The 18455-nt window shown below is 67.5% G+C and carries 16 protein-coding genes; 7 read left to right on the plus strand and 9 right to left on the minus strand.

The genetic code is table 11. The features are described 5' to 3' along the window. Positions 1-132: 132 nt before the first annotated feature. Positions 133-2880 carry a UvrD-helicase domain-containing protein gene (locus ORK51_RS06140; RefSeq protein WP_266084537.1) on the plus strand — a complete coding sequence of 916 codons (2748 nt, stop codon included), beginning with the start codon at positions 133-135 and terminating at the stop codon, positions 2878-2880. 16 nt (positions 2881-2896) lie between these two features. Here ORK51_RS06140 and ORK51_RS06145 read toward each other — a convergent pair whose 3' ends face one another. The 9 genes from ORK51_RS06145 to ORK51_RS06185 form a co-directional block, all read right to left on the minus strand. Further along, entirely contained in the window at positions 2897-3685 is a 789-nt protein-coding gene (locus ORK51_RS06145) for a CHAD domain-containing protein (RefSeq protein ID WP_266084538.1), read from the minus strand. Positions 3686-3740: 55 nt separating this feature from the next. Continuing rightward, positions 3741-5681 carry a response regulator gene (locus ORK51_RS06150; RefSeq protein ID WP_266084539.1) on the minus strand — a complete coding sequence of 647 codons (1941 nt, stop codon included), beginning with the start codon at positions 5679-5681 and terminating at the stop codon, positions 3741-3743. Beyond that, positions 5668-6528 (minus strand): sensor histidine kinase, encoded by an 861-nt coding sequence (locus ORK51_RS06155; protein ID WP_019184172.1) that lies wholly within the window; start codon positions 6526-6528, stop codon positions 5668-5670. The genes ORK51_RS06150 and ORK51_RS06155 overlap by 14 nt, the downstream gene beginning before the upstream one ends. Beyond that, positions 6525-7541 carry an ATP-binding protein gene (locus ORK51_RS06160; protein WP_046273392.1) on the minus strand — a complete coding sequence of 339 codons (1017 nt, stop codon included), beginning with the start codon at positions 7539-7541 and terminating at the stop codon, positions 6525-6527. The genes ORK51_RS06155 and ORK51_RS06160 overlap by 4 nt, the downstream gene beginning before the upstream one ends. Continuing rightward, positions 7532-7933: an anti-sigma regulatory factor gene (locus ORK51_RS06165; protein ID WP_019184174.1), complete on the minus strand. Its 402-nt coding sequence runs from the start codon at positions 7931-7933 to the stop codon at positions 7532-7534. Before ORK51_RS06165 ends, ORK51_RS06160 begins: the two co-directional genes overlap by 10 nt. Next, complete coding sequence (locus tag ORK51_RS06170; protein WP_261996861.1) at positions 7930-8301, minus strand: STAS domain-containing protein; 372 nt, start codon at positions 8299-8301, stop codon at positions 7930-7932. The genes ORK51_RS06165 and ORK51_RS06170 overlap by 4 nt, the downstream gene beginning before the upstream one ends. Position 8302: 1 nt before the next feature. After that, positions 8303-9163, minus strand: coding sequence for an STAS domain-containing protein (locus ORK51_RS06175; RefSeq protein WP_266084540.1), 861 nt, complete (start codon positions 9161-9163; stop codon positions 8303-8305). Between the two features lie 355 nt (positions 9164-9518). After that, positions 9519-10559, minus strand: coding sequence for a hypothetical protein (locus ORK51_RS06180; protein ID WP_266084541.1), 1041 nt, complete (start codon positions 10557-10559; stop codon positions 9519-9521). A gap of 117 nt (positions 10560-10676) precedes the next feature. Beyond that, complete coding sequence (locus ORK51_RS06185; protein WP_266084542.1) at positions 10677-11285, minus strand: hypothetical protein; 609 nt, start codon at positions 11283-11285, stop codon at positions 10677-10679. A gap of 311 nt (positions 11286-11596) precedes the next feature. Here ORK51_RS06185 and ORK51_RS06190 point away from each other — a divergent pair, with 311 nt between their 5' ends. From ORK51_RS06190 to ORK51_RS06215, 6 genes are all read left to right on the plus strand, one after another. After that, complete coding sequence (locus ORK51_RS06190) at positions 11597-12937, plus strand: peroxiredoxin family protein (RefSeq protein ID WP_266084543.1); 1341 nt, start codon at positions 11597-11599, stop codon at positions 12935-12937. 113 nt (positions 12938-13050) lie between these two features. After that, positions 13051-13632, plus strand: a complete 582-nt coding sequence (locus ORK51_RS06195) for a YceI family protein (RefSeq protein WP_266084544.1) — start codon at positions 13051-13053, stop codon at positions 13630-13632. Continuing rightward, positions 13629-14078: a protein-disulfide reductase DsbD domain-containing protein gene (locus ORK51_RS06200; protein WP_266084545.1), complete on the plus strand. Its 450-nt coding sequence runs from the start codon at positions 13629-13631 to the stop codon at positions 14076-14078. The genes ORK51_RS06195 and ORK51_RS06200 overlap by 4 nt, the downstream gene beginning before the upstream one ends. Positions 14079-14092: 14 nt before the next feature. Further along, positions 14093-15094 (plus strand): cytochrome-c peroxidase, encoded by a 1002-nt coding sequence (locus ORK51_RS06205; protein WP_266084546.1) that lies wholly within the window; start codon positions 14093-14095, stop codon positions 15092-15094. Further along, complete coding sequence (locus ORK51_RS06210; RefSeq protein WP_266084547.1) at positions 15091-15627, plus strand: TlpA family protein disulfide reductase; 537 nt, start codon at positions 15091-15093, stop codon at positions 15625-15627. Before ORK51_RS06205 ends, ORK51_RS06210 begins: the two co-directional genes overlap by 4 nt. A gap of 137 nt (positions 15628-15764) precedes the next feature. Beyond that, entirely contained in the window at positions 15765-18323 is a 2559-nt protein-coding gene (locus ORK51_RS06215) for a TonB-dependent receptor plug domain-containing protein (RefSeq protein WP_266084548.1), read from the plus strand. The last annotated feature ends 132 nt before the right edge of the window (positions 18324-18455 follow it).

The following is an 18455-nucleotide window of genomic DNA, read 5'->3' on the forward strand; positions in this document are numbered from 1 at the left end:
AACCACCGCTCGATCCGAATCCCCGCCCAGGCGGGGATTTTTTTTATTTCCCCTATCATGGGCATCCGATCAAACCGCGCCACCCATGCTGTTCCGGCCACGGCCGCAACGCGGGCCGCACCTGGAACACCGATGACGTACGAATGGGCCCCGAGCGACTGGGGCCAACGCCTCACGCGATCGCCGCACTGGCGCCTGCGCCTGGAAGACGACCAGCTGCTACTGACCATTGACGGTCATCGGTACCACGCGCCGCTGGATGCACTGCAGGTGTACCCGCGCCTGCCCTGGGCACGGCTGAGCCTCCATCGTGAAGGGCACCCACCGTTGATCCTCGGCGGCCTGCCCGCTGCGGCCGCGCGCTTGCTGGTGTCGGCCCTGGAGGAGCGAAGCGGCAAGCAACGCCAGCGCGACCATGTGGCCTTGTTCCAGCAGTCCCACACCGCCATCCAGCACTGGCTCGCCCAGGTGCAGGCGGCTACCGATCTGGCCGACGAGGAATCGCTGTGGCTGACCTGCGAGCAGCAGCAGGCACTGCTGCAGGCACGCCCCACCCTGCCCCTGGATGAGGACGCGCTGTGGACGGTGTTCGATGATGCCGACCTGCGCAGCCAGCTCGATGGCGACCCGGCCGCGATCGAAGAAGCGCTGATGCTGTGGCTGGCCGACTGGCCAACGATGTGGGCGCGCCGCAATGAGGTCCATCAGGCGCGCGAACGGGTCGCCAGCCGTGCGTTTCTGGACCGCATCGAAAGCCGGCCACTCACCGATGAGCAGGCCCGCGCAGTGATCTGCTTCGACAACCGCGTCCAGGTGGTGGCCGCAGCAGGTTCGGGCAAAACCTCCACGATGGTCGCCAAGGCGGCGTACGCCATCGAACGCGGGCTGGTCGCGCCCGAGCGCATCGTCATGCTCGCCTTCAACAAGGAGGCCGCCACCGAGCTGCAGGCGCGTGCGGACCGCGCGTTCCAGCGCCTCGGCCTGGATCAGGTGCGGGTGGAAGCGCGCACCTTCCATGCGCTGGGCCGGCACATCATCGCCCAGGCCACCGGCCGGATGCCGCAGGTGCCGGACTGGGCGGTCGATGCCACCCAGGGTTTCCATCGGTTGGCCGAGATCATCGACCAGCTCAAGGACCGCTCGCTCGCCTTCCGTACCCAGTGGGACATGTTCCGGCTGGTGTTCGGCCGGGACCTGCCCGTCACCGGCGGGTCGCTGGACGCCGAGGAGTGGGACAAGGATGGCCAGGGGTATGTGCGCACCCTGCAGGGCGAGCGCGTGCATAGCATCGAAGCGTGCGTGATCGCCGACTGGCTGTTCTACAACGGCGTGGCGTACACCTATGCACGCCGCGATGCATTCGATGCCGGGACCGATGCGTACCGCCCGTACCGCCCGGATTTCCATTACCCCGGCATTGCGCTGTATCACGACCACCTCGCCCCGGCGGGACACGACCGCGCGCCCGCGCCTCGCGCTGGCGAGCCGGGCGCCCGCGATGGCATCGCGCGGATCGAGACCACCCCGCTGCAGTTGCGCACCGGCGAACTGTTCGTGCGGTTGGGCGAGGCCTTGTCGCAGCGCGGTATCGAACTGGACCCGAATCCCGATCGCGACCTGCCCGAGGGCGGCGCGACGCCGATGCCGGACAGCGACCTGATCGGCCTGGTCCGTACCTTCATCAGCCACGCCAAGAGCAACACGCTGCACGTGGAGGACATGGTCGAGCGCCTGCGCCGCCTGCCCGACGATCACTTCAAGCACCGCTACCGCCTCTTCCTCACGCTGATCGTCCCGATCCTGGAAGGCTGGGACGATGCGCTGGTGGCCGAGGGCGGGATCGATTTCGAAGACATGCTCAACCAGGCCGCCGAGCACCTCGAACAGGGGCGCTACGTCGCTCCCTTCGACCTGGTGATGGCCGATGAATTCCAGGATGCCTCGCGCGCCCGTGCGCGGCTGTGCCGGGCACTGGTGCAGGCACCGGGAAAACACCTGTTCGCGGTCGGTGACGACTGGCAGTCGATCAATCGCTTTGCCGGCGCGGACGTGTCGGTGATGACCGGCTTCGTGGACTGGTTCGGTCAGGGCCAGGTGCTCAAGCTGCAGCAGACGTTCCGCTGCCCGCAGGCGCTGTGCGATGTGTCCAGTGCCTTCGTATCCCGTAACCCTGCGCAGATCCCGAAGGACGTCCAGTCGGTCACGCCGGCGTACGGCGCGGTGCTGCAGGCCTACCAGGTCGCCTCGCGCGACCGGCTGGCCGGTGCGGTCGAGCAGTATCTGGAGCGACTGCACCAGCAGCTGCTGTCCGGCCAGGTGCCGCCCGGCCGCGATGGCAAGGTCACGGTGTTCGTACTCGGCCGCTACAACGCAGACCGCGCGATGCTGCCGGCCACGTGGCGGGCACGGCACGGGCAGCACATGGAGGTCAGCTTCCTCACCGTGCACCGCTCCAAAGGCATGGAGGCGGACTATGTGATCCTGCCCGGCATGCTGGACCGGCGCTTTCCCAATACCCGCGCCGATGATCCCGTGCTCGCGCTGGCGATGCCGGACAGCGATGCGTATCCGCTGGGCGAAGAACGCCGCCTGTTCTACGTAGCGCTGACGCGCGCGCGCCGCTCGGTGGCGATGTTCACCGTGCAGGGTCGGCGCTCGGCCTTCCTGACCGAGCTGGTCAATGACGGTGCGGTGCGCGTCACCTCGATGGCGGGTGAGACCATCCACGAGCAGGCCTGCCCGGCCTGCAGGGTGGGCGTGATCGTGCCGCGCACCGGGCCGTATGGCGCGTTCCAGTCGTGCTCGGGGTATCCGCGGTGCGAGTACAAGCCGCCGAAGGCGGGGGGACACCCGGGCGTGCGCACCTTCGCGGGGGCCTGAGCGGCGCGCACATGGCTCAGCCCAGCGCAGCCACCCCCTCCGCATCCATCTGCGCGAGCAGTGCACGGCGGCCCTCCACACCCGGCATCACCCGCACCAGGTTGCGCAGCATCCGTAGGTCCTGCTGCCAGCCCAGCTGATCGCCCAGCGTGTGCAGTGCCCGCGCCTGTCGGCCCGGGCGGCTGCGCTTGATCGAGGCAGCCAGCGCGCTGTCCAGCGTTGGCAGTGCTTCCAGCTGCATGCGCAGGCGGCGTACCCGCCGGCGCCAGCGGTGCAGATCCTCGGTATCGCGGCTGCGTGCGGCGCGCTTTTCCGCCTTGGCGGTACGCCGCTCACTACGCGCCAGTCCCTTGCGCAGGTCACGCCTTGCAAGGGACTCCCATGGCTGGCCTTGGAGATCCCGCACGATACGTCCCAGTGCCGCGTGGCGGCGTGCAAACGCCGGGTCGCGTGCGAGCGCCTGGGCCAGGCGTGCGTCGCGGCGCACCGTCAGCCGTCTGCCGACCTCCGCCCATGGCAGGGCGGGCTGCTGCGCGGCCAGGCGCTGGCAGGTGTCCACCACCACGTGGGCATCGCGCAATGCCGACAGCCCTTGCCCGAGGCGCCGCAGGGCCGCATCGGCCTGGCCTGTCTCAAAACGGCTGTTCTCCAGCAGCGCGAGCAGCGCGCGCAGGCGGCGGATGGTCTTGCGCGCGCGATGCACGGCATCGTGGACATCGGGTTGGGGCGAAAGCGCCTCGGCGATGGCCGTACACTCACGCGCCGCCAGTGCGCGGGCGGCCGGGCCGATTGCGGGTGGCGACATGGTGGTTTCCCCCGGAGGCGTCGGGGGATTGTACCCAGGCTGCGGGCGAAGCCTGTCAGCCCGGGTTGAACATCTGCCGCACGCCCCGCAGCAGTTCGTTGACACTGAACGGCTTGGGCAGCAGGGACATCCCCTGCCCGAGGAATTCATTGCGGACAGCGGCGCTTTCCGTATAGCCGGTGACGAACAGCACCGGCAGGTGCGGCCGCAGGGCCCGGGCCGCATCGGCAAGCTCGCGGCCGTTCATGCCGGGCAGGCCGACGTCGGACAGCAGCAGGTCCAGCTCACGGTCCGAATGCAGTTCCAGCAGCGCCTGCTGCGCGTTGATGGCCTCGACCACCTGGTATCCGGCTTCGACCAGCATCTCCCGGACCATCATCCGCACCGAATCGGTATCGTCCACCAGCAGGATGCGTTCGGCGCTGCCACGGGGCAGCTGTGCCGGTAACGATGCCTGGGCGACCGGCTGAAGCTGGCCCTCCGGCAGCAGCAGCTCGATTTCCGTCCCCTCGCCACGCTCGCTGGCGATGCGTGCGCTGCCACCGGACTGACGCGCGAACCCGTAGGTCATCGACAACCCCAACCCGGTGCCCTCGCCCTGCGGCTTGGTCGTGAAGAACGGCTCGAACACCTTGGTCAGCAGCTCGGTGGGAATGCCCACGCCGTTGTCCAGGACGGTCACGGCGATGTAGTGGCCCGGGGCCAGTTCATGGTCACGTTCGATCTGCGCACGCCCGGCGCGGATGCGGATCAGGCCTTGGCCGGCCAGCGCATCGCGGGCGTTGATGACCAGGTTGAGGATCACGTTCTCGAACTGGTTCGGGTCGGCCACCGCGATCAACGGCTCCGGGCCCAGCTCCAGTTCAAGCTCGATGTTCTCCCCGATCGAGCGCTGCAGCATGTCTTCCAGCGAGCGCACCCGCGCCACGACGTCGAAGGTCTGCGGGTCCAGCGGTTGTTTGCGCGCGAAGGCCAGCATGCGCTGGGTCAGCGCCGCGGCACGGTGTGCCGAACCGGTGGCGATCTCGACGTAGCGCGAGGCCTTGTCCCATTTACCGCTGGAGGCGGCGATCTCGATCATGTCCAACCCGGAGATGATCGTGGTCAGCAGGTTGTTGAAATCATGCGCGATGCCGCCGGTGAGCTGGCCGAGCGCATCCATCTTCTGCGCCTGCATCAGCTCGATCTCGGTGCGCTCGCGCTCGGCGATCTGAAAGGCCAGTTCGGACGTGGCGCTTTCCAGCTCCTGGCGCTGCTCGTTGGCACGCGCATGGTGCTCGGTCGTGTCTTCGATCAGCACCAGCCCCTGGCCGGCGGCCTGATAGGGGGTCACCCGCCACTCGGTCATGCGGATCGCACCGCCGACGCGAAGGCTGAAGGTTCCCTGCCAGCGCTCGCCCTCGGCGAGGGCGACCTTCAACGCACTCAGCGGCGCGGCCTGATCCTGAAGCAGCTGATCGAGTTGGCCCGGACCGATCTGCTGGCCCAGCAGACGGGTGAACGCGTCGTTGGCGTCGTGCGCGTTGAGGTCGGCATCGAGCACCGCGATGGGCGCATTGATATGGCGGAAGATCTCGCGGAAGCGCGCTTCAGTCTCGCGCAGCGCTTCCTCCGCGCGGCGGGCGCGCAGCAGGCTGCGCAGCGTGGCCAGCAGCACATCCGGGTCCACAGGATGGATCAGATAGGCATCGGCGCCTGCGTTGAGACCGGTGATCATGTCGCCGGTCGCGATCGAGGCCGCCGAGACGTGCACCACCGGCAGCAGCTGCAGCCGCGCGTTCTCGCGCAGCTGGCGGACCACATCGAAGCCACTCATGTCCGGCAGGTTCACATCCAGCACCAGCGCATCGAAATCATGCTCGGCCAGGCGCTCCAGCCCCTCCCCGCCGGTACCGGCTTCCTCGACATGGAACCCGTGATGCTCGAGCACCCGGCGCACCGCATAGCGGGTCGCCACGTTGTCGTCCACCACCAGGATGCGATCAGGGTTCGCCATTCGCGGCCTCCGTGGCCAAGGTCAGCGGCAACACCACATAGAAGTCCGAGCCTGCGCCGATTTCACTTTCGACCCCGACGTGCCCACCCAGCAGCTCGGCAAAGCGCTTGCACAGTGACAACCCCAGCCCGGTGCCGCGCAGCCGTTTCTGCAGCGGTGTATCCACCTGCACGAAATCCTCGAACAGGGTGGACTGCAGTTCGGCGGGGATGCCGATGCCGGTATCGCGCACGCTGAAGCGCACGGCGCTCTCCCCTTCCAACCGGGTCGACACCACCACCTGCCCATTGGGCGTGAACTTCAGTGCGTTGGAAATGAAGTTGCGCAGGATCTGCGCCAGCTTCTTGTCGTCGGTGTACAGCAACGGCATCACCGGCGGATCTTCGAACACCAGGTCCACCTGGTTGCCTTCCACCAGCGGGCGGAACATGCCACGCAGGGCCGAGAACAGGTCCATCAGGTCGAACCAGGCCGGTGAAATGGTGATCCGCCCGGCCTCGATCTTGGCCAGGTCCAACAGGTCGTCCACCATCTCGCGCAGCTCGCTGGTGGAGGCACTGATGAAGCGCACCTGGCGGCGCTGCTCGTCGGTCAGCGGGCCGTCCATGCCGTCTTCCAGCAACCGCGTCATGCTCAGGATCGAGCCCAGCGGCGTGCGGAATTCATGACTCATGTATGACAGGAACCGGCTCTTCAGCTCGGAGACCTCGCGCAGCTGCTCGGCCTGCTGGTCCAGCTCGGCATACAGCGCGAGCACGCCCTGGTTGGTTTCATCCAACTCGGCACGCAGCGCATCGGCTTCCAGGCGCAGCCGCTGCAGTTCCTCATCATTGGGGGTGACGCTCAATGCAGATCTCCAAGACGCAGGGCAACAATGCCGGCGTCATCCCGGCCACGATCAAAATCACGCTGCAGCACCGCCACGATCACTGCTGGATGACGGTGGAACAGGCCGGGGTAATCACGCAGGCTCCAACGCGCCTGTAGTCCATCGCTGTGCATGACCAGCAGCGTGCCTGTGGCCGCGTGAAAATGGAATGGTTGTGCCTTGCGGTACTGCACGCCGACGATCCCCGGGTGCGAGGCCAGCCCACGCGAACTGGTGGGCTCGCACAGGCTGGCGGCGATGTTGCCGATGCCGGCGAACTCCACCTGGCCCGTCGCCACATCCACGCAGGCCACCGCTGCCGCGCCACCCCGGGTGCCGGACATACCGGCATGCAGCACGCCGATCAACGCCGGTGCACCGCCCGCGGCAGAATGCGCGACCGCATCCACACCGGCCCACGCAGCATCGGCCGCAGGAAGCCCGTGGCCGAGGCCATCGATCACCGTGAGCGACACGGTCCGTGCGTCTGCGCGGATATGCCATGCATCGCCGCAGGCCAGCTCGTGGCGCATCGGCAGGCGCAGGGCGCCGTAGGCCACGTCGATGTCGCGCGGGGTGCGGCTGGCGTAGATCCGCGCCACGACCACCGCCCCCTTGGCATCGGACCAGGCATCGAGCACGCTGGCCTGGCGCTGGATCGCGCCCAGCCCGAGGCCCTGGGTGCCGCCGGTCGAATACCCGTCCGGAAGGCACTCGGCCAGGGAAAAGCCCGGGCCGGCGTCCACGGTGCACAGCTCCACCCCGTTGCCGCCGCGGCCGCAGACCACGGACAGGTACATGCGGCCACCGCGCCCATGTTTGAGCACGTTGGTCGCCATTTCGGTCGCCACCAGCGCCGCGCGGCCGGCGTCCATTTCATCCAGGCCGACATGATCGGCCAGTGCCAGCGCTTCGCGTCGCGCCTGTCCGACCTGTGAGGTTTCTTCGACCACCACGACCCGCGTTACCTGACCTGCGAAGTTCAGCTCCATTTGGTGATCGTGATGCGGGTGCCCTGCCCCGGCGCACTCTCCAGCTCGAATTCATCCACCAGCCGGCGTGAGCCGGACAGCCCCAGGCCCATGCCCGAGCCGGACGACCAGCCATCGGTCAGCGCCTGCGCGACATCCGGAATGCCCGGCCCGTTGTCGGCGAAGACCAGCCGCACGCCCTTGCGCAGCCCCTTCTCGACCACGTCCCAGTCCATCGTCCCGCCGCCACCGTAGATCACGGCGTTGCGGGCCAGCTCACTGGCGGCAGTGACCAGCTTGGTCTGGTCGATCAGGCGCAGCTTGCAGGCCACGCACACCTGGCGCGCGGCCTGGCGGGCCAGCACCACATCCTGCTCGATGCGGATCGGCAGCGAACCACTGTTGGCACTCATGAGGCCGCTTCGTCTTCGTCGGTGCGCTGCAGCAGCTTCATGCCGCGCTCCACGTTGAGTGCGGTGCGCACGCCGCTGAGGGTGAGGCCGAGCTCCACCAGCGTGATCGCCACGGCCGGCTGCATGCCCACCACCACCGTGGTGGCATCCATGATCCGGGCCAGCGACGAAATGGTCGCGATCATGCGGCCGATGAACGAATCGACGATATCCAGCGCGGAAATATCGATCAGCACGCCGCGCGCGGAGGTGTTGCGGATCTTCTCGGTGAGGTCATCCTGCAGGGTCAGCGCGAGCTGATCGTGCATGTCCACCTGGATGGTCACCAGCAGCAGATCGCCCATCTGCAGGATCGGGATGCGTTCCATCTCAGCGGGCGGTCCGGGTCACGGTCTGGCCGGTGCGCTTGAGCGCCAGCGCCAGTGCGTCGGCGAGGTTGGCCTTGGTGACGATGCCCTGCAGGTCCAGCCCGAGGTGCACGATGGTCTGGGCGATCTGCGGCCGCACGCCACTGATGACCGCATCGGCACCCATCAGGCGGATGGCGGTCACGGTCTTCAGCAGATGCTGTGCGACCAGCGTGTCCACGGTGGGCACGCCGGTGATATCGATGATCGCGATTTCAGAACCGGTATCCACGATGCGCTGCAGCAGCGACTCCATCACCACCTGGGTGCGCTGCGAATCCAGCGTGCCGATCATCGGCAGCGCGAGGACGCCTTCCCACAGCTTCACCACCGGCGTGGACAGCTCCAGCATCTCTTCCTGCTGGCGCTGGATCACGTCCTCGCGCGTCTTCTGGAACACGCTGACCGTGTGCAGTCCCAACTGGTCGATCAGCTCGGAGACCGCCCACAACTGGTCGCCCAGCTGCGCCGGATCATTCGCGTAGCCCTGCTGGATCACCTCGAACAGCGGTCGCTTCAGCGAGAAGATGAAGCTGGCGGTCTCCGACGAGTTGAAGCCCTTCAGCACGCGCTCGCGGGAAAGTTCCTCCAGGAAGCGGCGGATGTCCTGCCACTCGACCCGTGCGATGGAACTGACCTCCGTAGCCGACAGCGCCTCCAGGAACAGACGCCAGAACTCGCGGACCTGCTGGTCCAGCTCGCGGGAGGACAGGCGGCCGTCCTGGGCCTGGCTGGAACCGGCCAGATTGCCGGCCCATGCGGCCAGCAGGGGCTCTTGATGGCTGCGAATGAGATCGATCGTGCGCTGCTGCAAAGCCGCCATGGAAAAGGTCCTGAAAGAAGGGAAACACCGGGTGGACGGGCGACCCATCACCGATATGAATGGGGGTCGCAATCATCCAAGCTTAAATGAATTCAGGAAGATTGGGCATGACGGCAGATGCTGATGGCGTGAAGGTTGTTTGCACCTCCCTGACTCATTCAGAAAGACCGGACCTGGGCTGTTCGCCTGGCCCGTTTCCAGGCCGGGCCGCCACAACGCATCAGGCCGCCCGAAGGCGGCCTGATGGTGGAACGGTCAGCGCAGCAGCGCGAACAGCAGCAGCAGCGGAATCGGAATGCCGAGCATCCACAGCAGAATGTACTTCATGGTGTTTCCTCCCTTGGGATGGTCAGGTTCACAGGTCGCGGCGACGGCCGCCCCAGGTGGCACTCAGGCTGGCGATGAAGGCACCGATCAGCAGCGTGATGAACAGCCACAGCGCGGCATAGGCGCTCGCCTTGCGGGCATCGTCGGCCGCCTGCTTGGCCTGCTGCTTGGCGTTGTCCAGCGCAGCGCGCAGGCGGGTCTGGACATCGGTCACGCGGGCCTGTGCTTCGGCCTGGCTCATCCCGGTCTGTGCCGCCACCAGCTGGCCCAGGTACTGGGTATCGGCCGGGTCCATGGTGTCGGACTTGAGGCTGTTGACGATGATGCGATTGACCTCGGTACGCACCTCACGGCTGTCCGCACGACGGTCGGCACCCGGCATCGGGCGCGGCGGCGGCGGTGCGCCGTTGACCGGCGGTGCCGGGGGTGCCGCTGCATCGGCCGGACCCACCGGCGGCGCGGGCTGCGCTGCGGTCGGGTTGGCACGGAACAGCGAATCCACCCAGTACTGCACGTCACCCTCTTCGTTGCCCATTGCGGCCGAGCCTGCGCCTGCTGCGGCAATACCGCCGGCAGTGGACGCCGCCGCACCTGCGGTGGCACCGGCCACCTTGGCGCCAGCGCCGAGAATGCCGCCGATCGCGGAGGTCAGCAGTGCGGCGGTCAGCAGGGTAGCCACCGCCCACGACACGAAACCATGTGCGGTGTCGCGGAAGTAGGTCTCATCGCCGTGCAGGTTGCTCCACTTCGTGCGCAGGCGACCGGCCAGATAGCCACCCAGGCCGGAGGCTGCGATGGCGGTGAAGGTCAACCAGGCAATGCTGGACCAGCCGAAGGTCTCGGCAGTCACGCCTTCAAACGACCACGGCGAGACCGACGACAGGCCCAGGCCCACGCCGAGAATCACCAGGATCAACGAAAGCGCGGCTGCGGCGATGGCACCGGCCAGGATAGCGCCCCATGACACGGCGCTCTCGCGCGGAAGATCCACCACCGGCGGTGGGGTGACCACGGCCACGGTCGCGGCAGCGACGGGCTCGGGGTGGGCGTAATCGCCTCGGGTATTCATAGCGGATGGCACTCCTTTTCATGCGCTGCGGATGCAGCTCGCATCGGCAGGCTGCGCTTCAGGTCGTGAAATACGCGAGACGCTGAAAACAAGACCGTGTGGACGGCCGCGCCAGACTCACACCCGCCGGCCAAGCAGCATGATCACGCCGACCAGCCCACCCAGCGCGCCGACAACCGCCAGCTCGATGGACGGCTCACGCAACCGCAATGCCATGACGATGCACAGCGCGCCCAGCCCGATGATCACCGCACCGAGGGCCGCCGCACGCGCCGAGCCATAGAAGTGAGTACGCCGGATCGGCTCGCTGAGCGCAGGCTGCCTGCGTTGCCAAGCCTCCAGTGCGTGTTCGAATTCGCGCAGCAGGCGGTCACGGCTCTGCAGATCGGCTGCACTCACCATCAGTGTCGCCCGACCCGGCCGCACCAGTTTCAGATAGTCATCGGTGCCCCAGCTGGACAACTGATCGAAGGGCACTGCGTCGCGTCGCGAAAACATCAGGCCATCGGCCATGACCATCACTTCATTGCGCGTCGGGAAGCCCTGGAAGGCCAACAACGGCGGCAGCACCAGGCACAGCAGTGCCACCACGATGGCGATACCCACCGGACCGCGATTGAGCACGATGAACATGAAACTGCCCGCAGCCAACAGGAATGCGAGCGGGACGGCCAGCTGGTGCCAGCGGGTATAAACCGAGACCTGGATACCTTCCCTTGGCTTCACGACGGGTTCCCTCCTCAGTATCGGCGCGGGGCCGGGCGCCTCGGGCCACCATGGTCTTCGATGCCGGCCACGGCGGCAAATGCGCTGATGTCAAAACGGTTATCAGCCTGCCATCGTCGCGCCGGTGAATATGCTGATGAACATGCGTTCCAAGCCACGATGAACTTTTACGACATTCACGTGGCAATAATCCAGTCACGCCACGGATGGCACGTGACCGGCCAGGGATGGCCTTTCAGCGGATGCAGTGGAACGGGGGCTGCATCGCCGGCGACTTGGCGCGTCCAAGGGGATTATCTGGAAGCACTCTCATGACACTGGCATTATCCGGTCGCGTCGTCGCGGCCCTGTTCCTCGCCTCAAGCCTGTCCGTGGTCCTGCCTGCAGCGGCCGCAGCCACCGCCCCATTTCCTGCGGAAGGGGTGTGGCGCGGCGAATTCAATATCGATGGCGATCCCATTCCCTTCAACTTCGAAGTAAAGGGAAAGCGTGCGCAGGACGCGACCTTCACCCTGCTCAACGGCAGCCGCACCGACAGATTCAAGGTCACCCCGCGCGATGACGGGACCTTCTCGGTGCGGATGAACACCTACGATGCGGTGCTCGAAGGCAAGGTCTCCGAGGATGGCAAGCACCTGGTCGGCCAGTACAAGGACCTGGTGCCCAGCCGCAACGGGGCGCGCAACCTTGCCTTCACCGCCGAACAGGGCGCGGCATGGCGCTTCGTCAAGCCCGGCCAGGACGAGGCACCGGCGGCGGACCTCAGCGGCAAGTGGGCCGTGCAGACCATCGACAAGGCCGCCCGCCAGGACAAGCGCAACCAGATCGCCCTGCTCAAACAGGAAGGGAATCGCCTCTCCGGCGTGTTCATGACCGTGGTGGGTGATACCCGCGAGCTGGAAGGCACCGTGCAGGGCAACCGTTTCTACCTGTCCGGCTTCAGTGGGCCCAGCCCGCTGCTGATCCGCGGCACGATCGATGAAGACGGCAACATCCAGGGCGCGTTCGGCAGCGGCATCTACAACGTGGTGAAGTTCGAGGCCGAGAAGAGCGACAAGGTGGAGCTGCCGGATCCGTACAAGCTCACCTTCCTCAAGGATGGCCAGGAACGCATCGATTTCAGCTTCCCCGACCTGCAGGGCAAGCAGGTCTCGCTGCGCGACGACAAATACCGCGGCAAGGTGGTCATCGTTGAAGTAATTGGTACCTGGTGCCCGAACTGCACCGACCAGACCTATTTCCTGGCCCCGTGGTTCAAGCAGAACCAGCACCGTGGCGTGGAGGCGGTGGCGGTCGCCTTCGAGCAGGAAGACAACTTCGATTACTTCAAGAAGACCCTGACCACGTTCAAGGATTACTTCGACATCCGCTACGACATCGTGTTCGGCGGCATCGCCGACAAGAAAGTCGCTACCGAGAAACTCAAGGGCCTCAATTACATGGCCGCCTTCCCGACCACGATCATCATCGGCCGTGACGGCAAGGTCCGCGAGATCTACACCGGCTACACCGGCACCGTGACCGGGGAGTATCACCAGGATTATGTGGCGCGCTTCAACAGCCTGCTCGACGGGCTGATTGCCGAGCCCGATCCGTATGCGGCAAGCGCCGCGACCGCAACCACGACGCCGGCACTGGCCGTCGCCCCGTAACCCTCCGCGGCGGCCGGCCTGCCTGCCCGCCGCGGTCCTCCCTCCTGCGCTGCACGCCCGGCCTCCCCGCGATGCCGCGGGCGGCTGCGGGCCACCACAAAGAGACCTGCCCCATGCGCACCACCGTGCTGTTGACCCTGCTCACCGCTGCCATCGCACCTGCCGTGGCGATCGCCGCGCCGGTGACCTACCAGCTCGACCCGACCCATACCGATGTGCTGTTCACCTGGAACCACAACGGCTTTTCGTTCCCGACCGGCCGCGCCGCGATCAGCAGCGGCACACTGGTCTACGACGCCGCCAGGCCCGCCGCCTCGCAGGTACAGGTCGAGCTGCCGTTGGCCGAGCTGGCCACCCACGTGCCAAAACTCGACGAGATCGTGAAGAGCGACAAACTTTTCGATGTCACCAGGTTCCCGCAGGCTGCCTTCCGCAGCACCTCGGTCGTGTCCCAGGGCGCCGGCCGCCTGAAGATCACCGGCGAGCTGACCCTGCATGGCGTCACCCGCCCGGTCGTGCTCGACGCCACCCTCAACAAGGTGGGCGAGCATCCCAGCCGCAAGGTGCCAACCATCGGCTTCAACGCCACGGGCGTGATCCGCCGCAGCGAATTCGGGCTGGATGCGTTCCTGCCCAACATCGCCGACGAAGTGCAGCTGCGCATCACCACCGAGGCGCAAGGGGGCAAGGAGTGAGGTACGGCATCCTTCCCCTGGGCATTGCGTTGCTGCTGAGCGGTGGCAACGCGATCGCCGCCGATACGCCAAAGGTCGCCCTCCAGCCGCGGCTGGAGGCCGCGCCCGACGGGTCCCGCGAGCTGGTCATCGATGCCCGCATCGAACCGGGCTGGATCCTGTACGCCTCGGACTTCGAGCAACCGCAGATCGGCCCGCGCGCGGCGCGGGTGATCCTGGCGGACGGGGCGCAGACGCAGGGCCCGCTGCGCTCGGTCGATGCCCGCGAAGGCCACGGCCGCAGTTTCGCCGGTGACTACCGCTACACCTATTTCAGCGAACAAGGGCAGCTGCGCCTGCCCGTGGCGGCGGGCGGCACGCCGGTGAACGGCACCCTGCGCGCGCAGGTCTGCTTCGAAGAGAGCGGCCTGTGCGAGCTGGTCCAGCAGGAGATCGCCGCGCGTTGAGCGCGGTGCCCGCCATGCTACGCCCTGCCCTGTCCCTCTCCCTGCTTGCGGCACTGGCCGGCGGCGCGTTCCTGGCGCCGGTGCTGTCCGCCGATGCGCCGACCTACGACGGCGATCTGTCCGACAACCCGCGCGCCCAGCTGGGCCGACAGCTCTTCTTCGATCCCATCCTGTCGCGTGACCGCACGGTGTCGTGCGCCAGCTGCCATCAGCCGGCCCGCGCCTTCGCCGATGACCGCGCGCTCAGCCTGGGCGTGGACGGTCGCCTGGGCACCCGCAACACGCCCAGCGTGATGAACAGTGCCGGGCGCACCCGCTTCTTCTGGGATGGCCGCAGCGAGACCCTGGAGGAACAGGCGCTCGCGCCGATCGCCAACCCGCTGGAGATGGACCTGCCGGTGGATGACGCGGTGGCGCGGCTGCGTGCCGATCCTGCGTGGGTGGCGCGCTTCCAGGATGCCTACAGCACCGCTCCCAGCGCGCGCACGCTGGGCCGCGCCCTGGCCGCCTACCAGAAGACTCTCAACACCGTGGACAGCCCGTACGACCGCTACGCGCTGGGCCAGGAGGACTCGATCAGCGACGCGGCCAAGCGCGGCCGCCTGCTGTTCATCACCAAGGCCCAATGCGTGAGCTGCCACGCCGGGGAGGACTTCACCTCGGACCGCTTCAAGAACATCGGCATCTACAACGGCCGCGAGTTCAACGACGAAGGCCGCGGCGGGATCACCGGCGATCCGGCGCAGAAGGGCGAGTTCAAGGTGCCGGGCCTGCGTAATGTCGCGCTGACCGCGCCCTACATGCACAACGGGATGTTCAAGAGCCTGCGCGAAGTGATCGTGTATTACGACGACCCCGGCAAGGTCATCCCCGATTCGATCGGCCGGGACGCGCAGCTGCGCGATCCGCTGCACCTGACCGAGGCGGAGATCGACGACATCGAGCAGTTCCTGCACACCCTCACCGACGACCGCTTCGCGTCGCGCGCGACCTCTTCGACGGCCTCACCTCCATGACCTCTTCCGCTTTGCGCCGCCTGGCGCTGCTGGCTACCGTGCTGATGATCGCGCTGCCCATGGCATCGTTCGCCGCCCCGCCCACCACGGCCGCGCCTGCCGGCCAGGCGGCACCGGTCCTGCACTGGACCGATCTCGACGGCGCCCCGGCGTCGCTGGCGCAATGGCGCGGCCGCCCGGTGCTGCTCAACTACTGGGCCAGCTGGTGCGGCCCGTGCCTGAAGGAACTGCCCGACCTGCAGGATTTCTCGCAGGCGCAGACCTCGCGGCCGAACGGCGTGCACGTGGTTGGTGTCGCGCTCGATGATGTGGAATCGGCCAAGGCCCTGCGCGACCAGCTGCGCCTCACCTACCCGCAACTGGCGGAGGGCGACGGGCCGCCCGGCACCGCCGCCGCGTTCGGCAACCGCATCGGCACACTGCCGTTTTCGGTGCTGATCGATGCGCACGGCACCGTGCTGCAGGTCCACAACGGCCCGCTGCATCCTGCCGACCTCGCCCGCTGGGCTGCCGCGGCCGGCGGTGCGCCATGACCGGCACCGGACGTGCCGCCACCGCTGCCGAGTGCTGTTGCACGGGTACGCCAGCCACCGGCTGATCCGGTCCATCCGCCCTCGCCTGCCTGCCGCATGCCGCTGTGCATCGGCCCTCCTTCTCCTGGGGATCTTCCATGCTGTCCACGCACCATCGCCTGCCGTTGGTTCTCGCCGTCCTGTCCGCGTTGTCCCTGCCCCTCGCCGCATACGGCGCAGCCGAGGTGGAGGTTGCCACCAGCGTGAGCACCGCCACCCTGGATACGGTCACCGTGACCGGCACCCGTGCACAGGGCCGCACCGTGCGCGAAAGCGCGGCGCCGATCGATGTCCTGTCCGCCGAGGACATCCGCGCCGCCAACGCAAGCAGCCTGCTGGATGTGCTCAACACCACCGTGCCCAGCTTCAACCTGCCGCTGGAGACCGGGGATCTGAACAGCATGGTGCGTGCCGGGCAGCTGCGCGGCCTCAATGCCAGCCACGTGCTGGTACTGGTGGACGGCAAGCGCCGCCACGCCACCGCGTTGCTGGGCGCGGGTGGCTTCGGTGGCGCGGCGCCCGCCGATCTCGCCCTGATCCCTACCGGTGCGATCGAACGCATCGAAGTGCTGCGCGATGGCGCCTCGGCGATCTACGGTTCGGACGCCATCGCCGGGGTCATCAACATCGTCACCCAAAAGGCTGCCCGCGGCGGCAACGTCTCCTACCGCGATGGCACCTACTTCGCCGGCGATGGCCGCGCGCGCGTGGTGCAGGCCGATGCCGGGTTCGGCCTGGGCGACGGCGGCTATCTGCACCTGGCGGCGCAGCTGGACGACCAGGAAGCCACCAACTACACCAGCCCCGCACGCGATACATTCCTGTACTACTTTCCGCGCAACGCGGCCGGCAATGCGATCCGCCCCGGCGGCAACCAGGCCAGCAACCCGACGCTGCCACCCGGCGCGACGCCGGATCCGCGCGAGGCCACGCGCGACAACAATGCCTGGCGCAACCGGGGCATCCGCGCGTTCCGCACGAAGACCGCCACGGCCAATGCCAGCATCCCACTGGCTGCCACGGTAGAGGCCTACGGGCTGCTGACCCTGGCCCAGCGTGATGCCTGGGCACCGCAGAACTTCCGCCAACCGCTGCGCAATGAGGTAGTACGCGCGATCGATCCGGATGGCTTTGCACCGACCGAGCACATCGACGAGAACGACGGCGCGCTCACGCTGGGGGTACGCGGCCAGTTCGGCGAGTGGGACTGGGACCTGAGCAGCGGCTACGGGCGCGATGCGATGGATATCAACCTGCACAACAGCATCAACCCCACCTACGGCCTGGACAGCCAGACCGATTTCTACATCGGCGACCTGCGCTACAGCGCCTGGACCCATAACCTGGATCTGCGCCGCCAGCTGCAGACGGCGTGGCTGGCCGCGCCACTGGAACTCAGTGCAGGGGCGGAGTATCGCGACGAGCGCTACCGGATCGGCGCGGGCGACGTGCAGTCCTACACCCATGGCGGGCAGCGGGTGCTCGACGGTCCCTACGCGGGCACGGTGCTGGGGATCGGCCTGGGCGGCTCGCAGGCGCTGCCCGGCTACCGGCCCGAGGACGCAGTCGATGTCAGCCGCAACAGCGGTGCGCTGTACCTCGGCGTCGCGGCCGACCTGGGCTCGCGCTGGCGCGTGGACCTGGCCGGCCGGCATGAGCGTTACTCGGATTTCGGCAGCGAAACCACCGGCCGCCTGTCCACCCGTTTCGCGCTGCATCCCCGGCTCGCCCTGCGCGGCACGATCAGCAACGGTTTCCAGGCGCCGTCACTGGCCGCGCAGGCGTATCGCAACACCTCCAACGGCAATTTCTACACCGACCACATCCTGCAGGCCGGTTCGCCGCAGGCCATTGCACTGGGTGCGCAGCCGCTGCGCCCGGAAACCTCGCGAAGCCTCAGCCTGGGCATCGTGGCCGAGCCATGGCAGGGCGCATCACTGACGGTGGATGCCTACCGCATCGATGTGGATGACCGGATCGCCCTGTCCACCACCTTCCGCGAGGGGCTGTATCCCGGCTCCGGCGTGCTGGTCACCTCGGTGGGACTCGGCGCACAGGATGGGGTGCGCTACTTCATCAATGCCGCCGATACCCGCACCGATGGCGTGGAAGCCACGCTCGAAGGCCGCGTCGATCTGGGCCGCGGCGGCAGCCTGCGCTGGACGCTGGCCAGCAGCCATAACCGCGCCAGGATCACCGGCCTGGCCCCCACCCCCGCCGTGCTCGCCGCCTTCAATGTGCCGGTGTTCAGCACCGGATCGCAGAACGAGCTGCTCTACAAGGCGCCCAAGTCCCGGCAGGTGCTGGGCCTGGACTGGAGCCTGGGCCGCTACCGGGTCGGCCTGCGCCAGAGCCGCTATGGCGACATCCAGCGCTATGGTTCGCCGACCACGGTCGCCAGCAGTGGGCCGTATGCCGGCCAGGCCGAGATCGCCTATGACATCGGCGGCCTCTGGATCACCGATCTGCAGCTGGGGGCCACCCTGCCCGGCGGCTGGGACGTGGCGCTGAACGCCAACAACGTGTTCGACCGCAAAGTCACCAGACTGCCCGAGCCGCTGCTTGCCGCGAACGAATACTACCGGTATGCCAATGGCGGACCGGTCGATGGCTCGGGGGGGCTGTGGTCAGCCACCCTCCGTTACCGCTGGGACTGATCCGCGCGAAGCGCAAGGAACACCGTCGCATCCTCACAGATCCGGGCCCCCGCCTATGCAAAAATAAGGGAACTGTGGCACGCCGCGTCGCAGGTGACGGTGTGTGCTCCTGACAACCAGGCGCAGCCGTGC

Origin of the sequence: Stenotrophomonas sp. RIT-551 (assembly GCF_026241915.1) — a bacterium.
Classification (GTDB): Bacteria; Pseudomonadota; Gammaproteobacteria; order Xanthomonadales; family Xanthomonadaceae; genus Stenotrophomonas; species Stenotrophomonas bentonitica_A.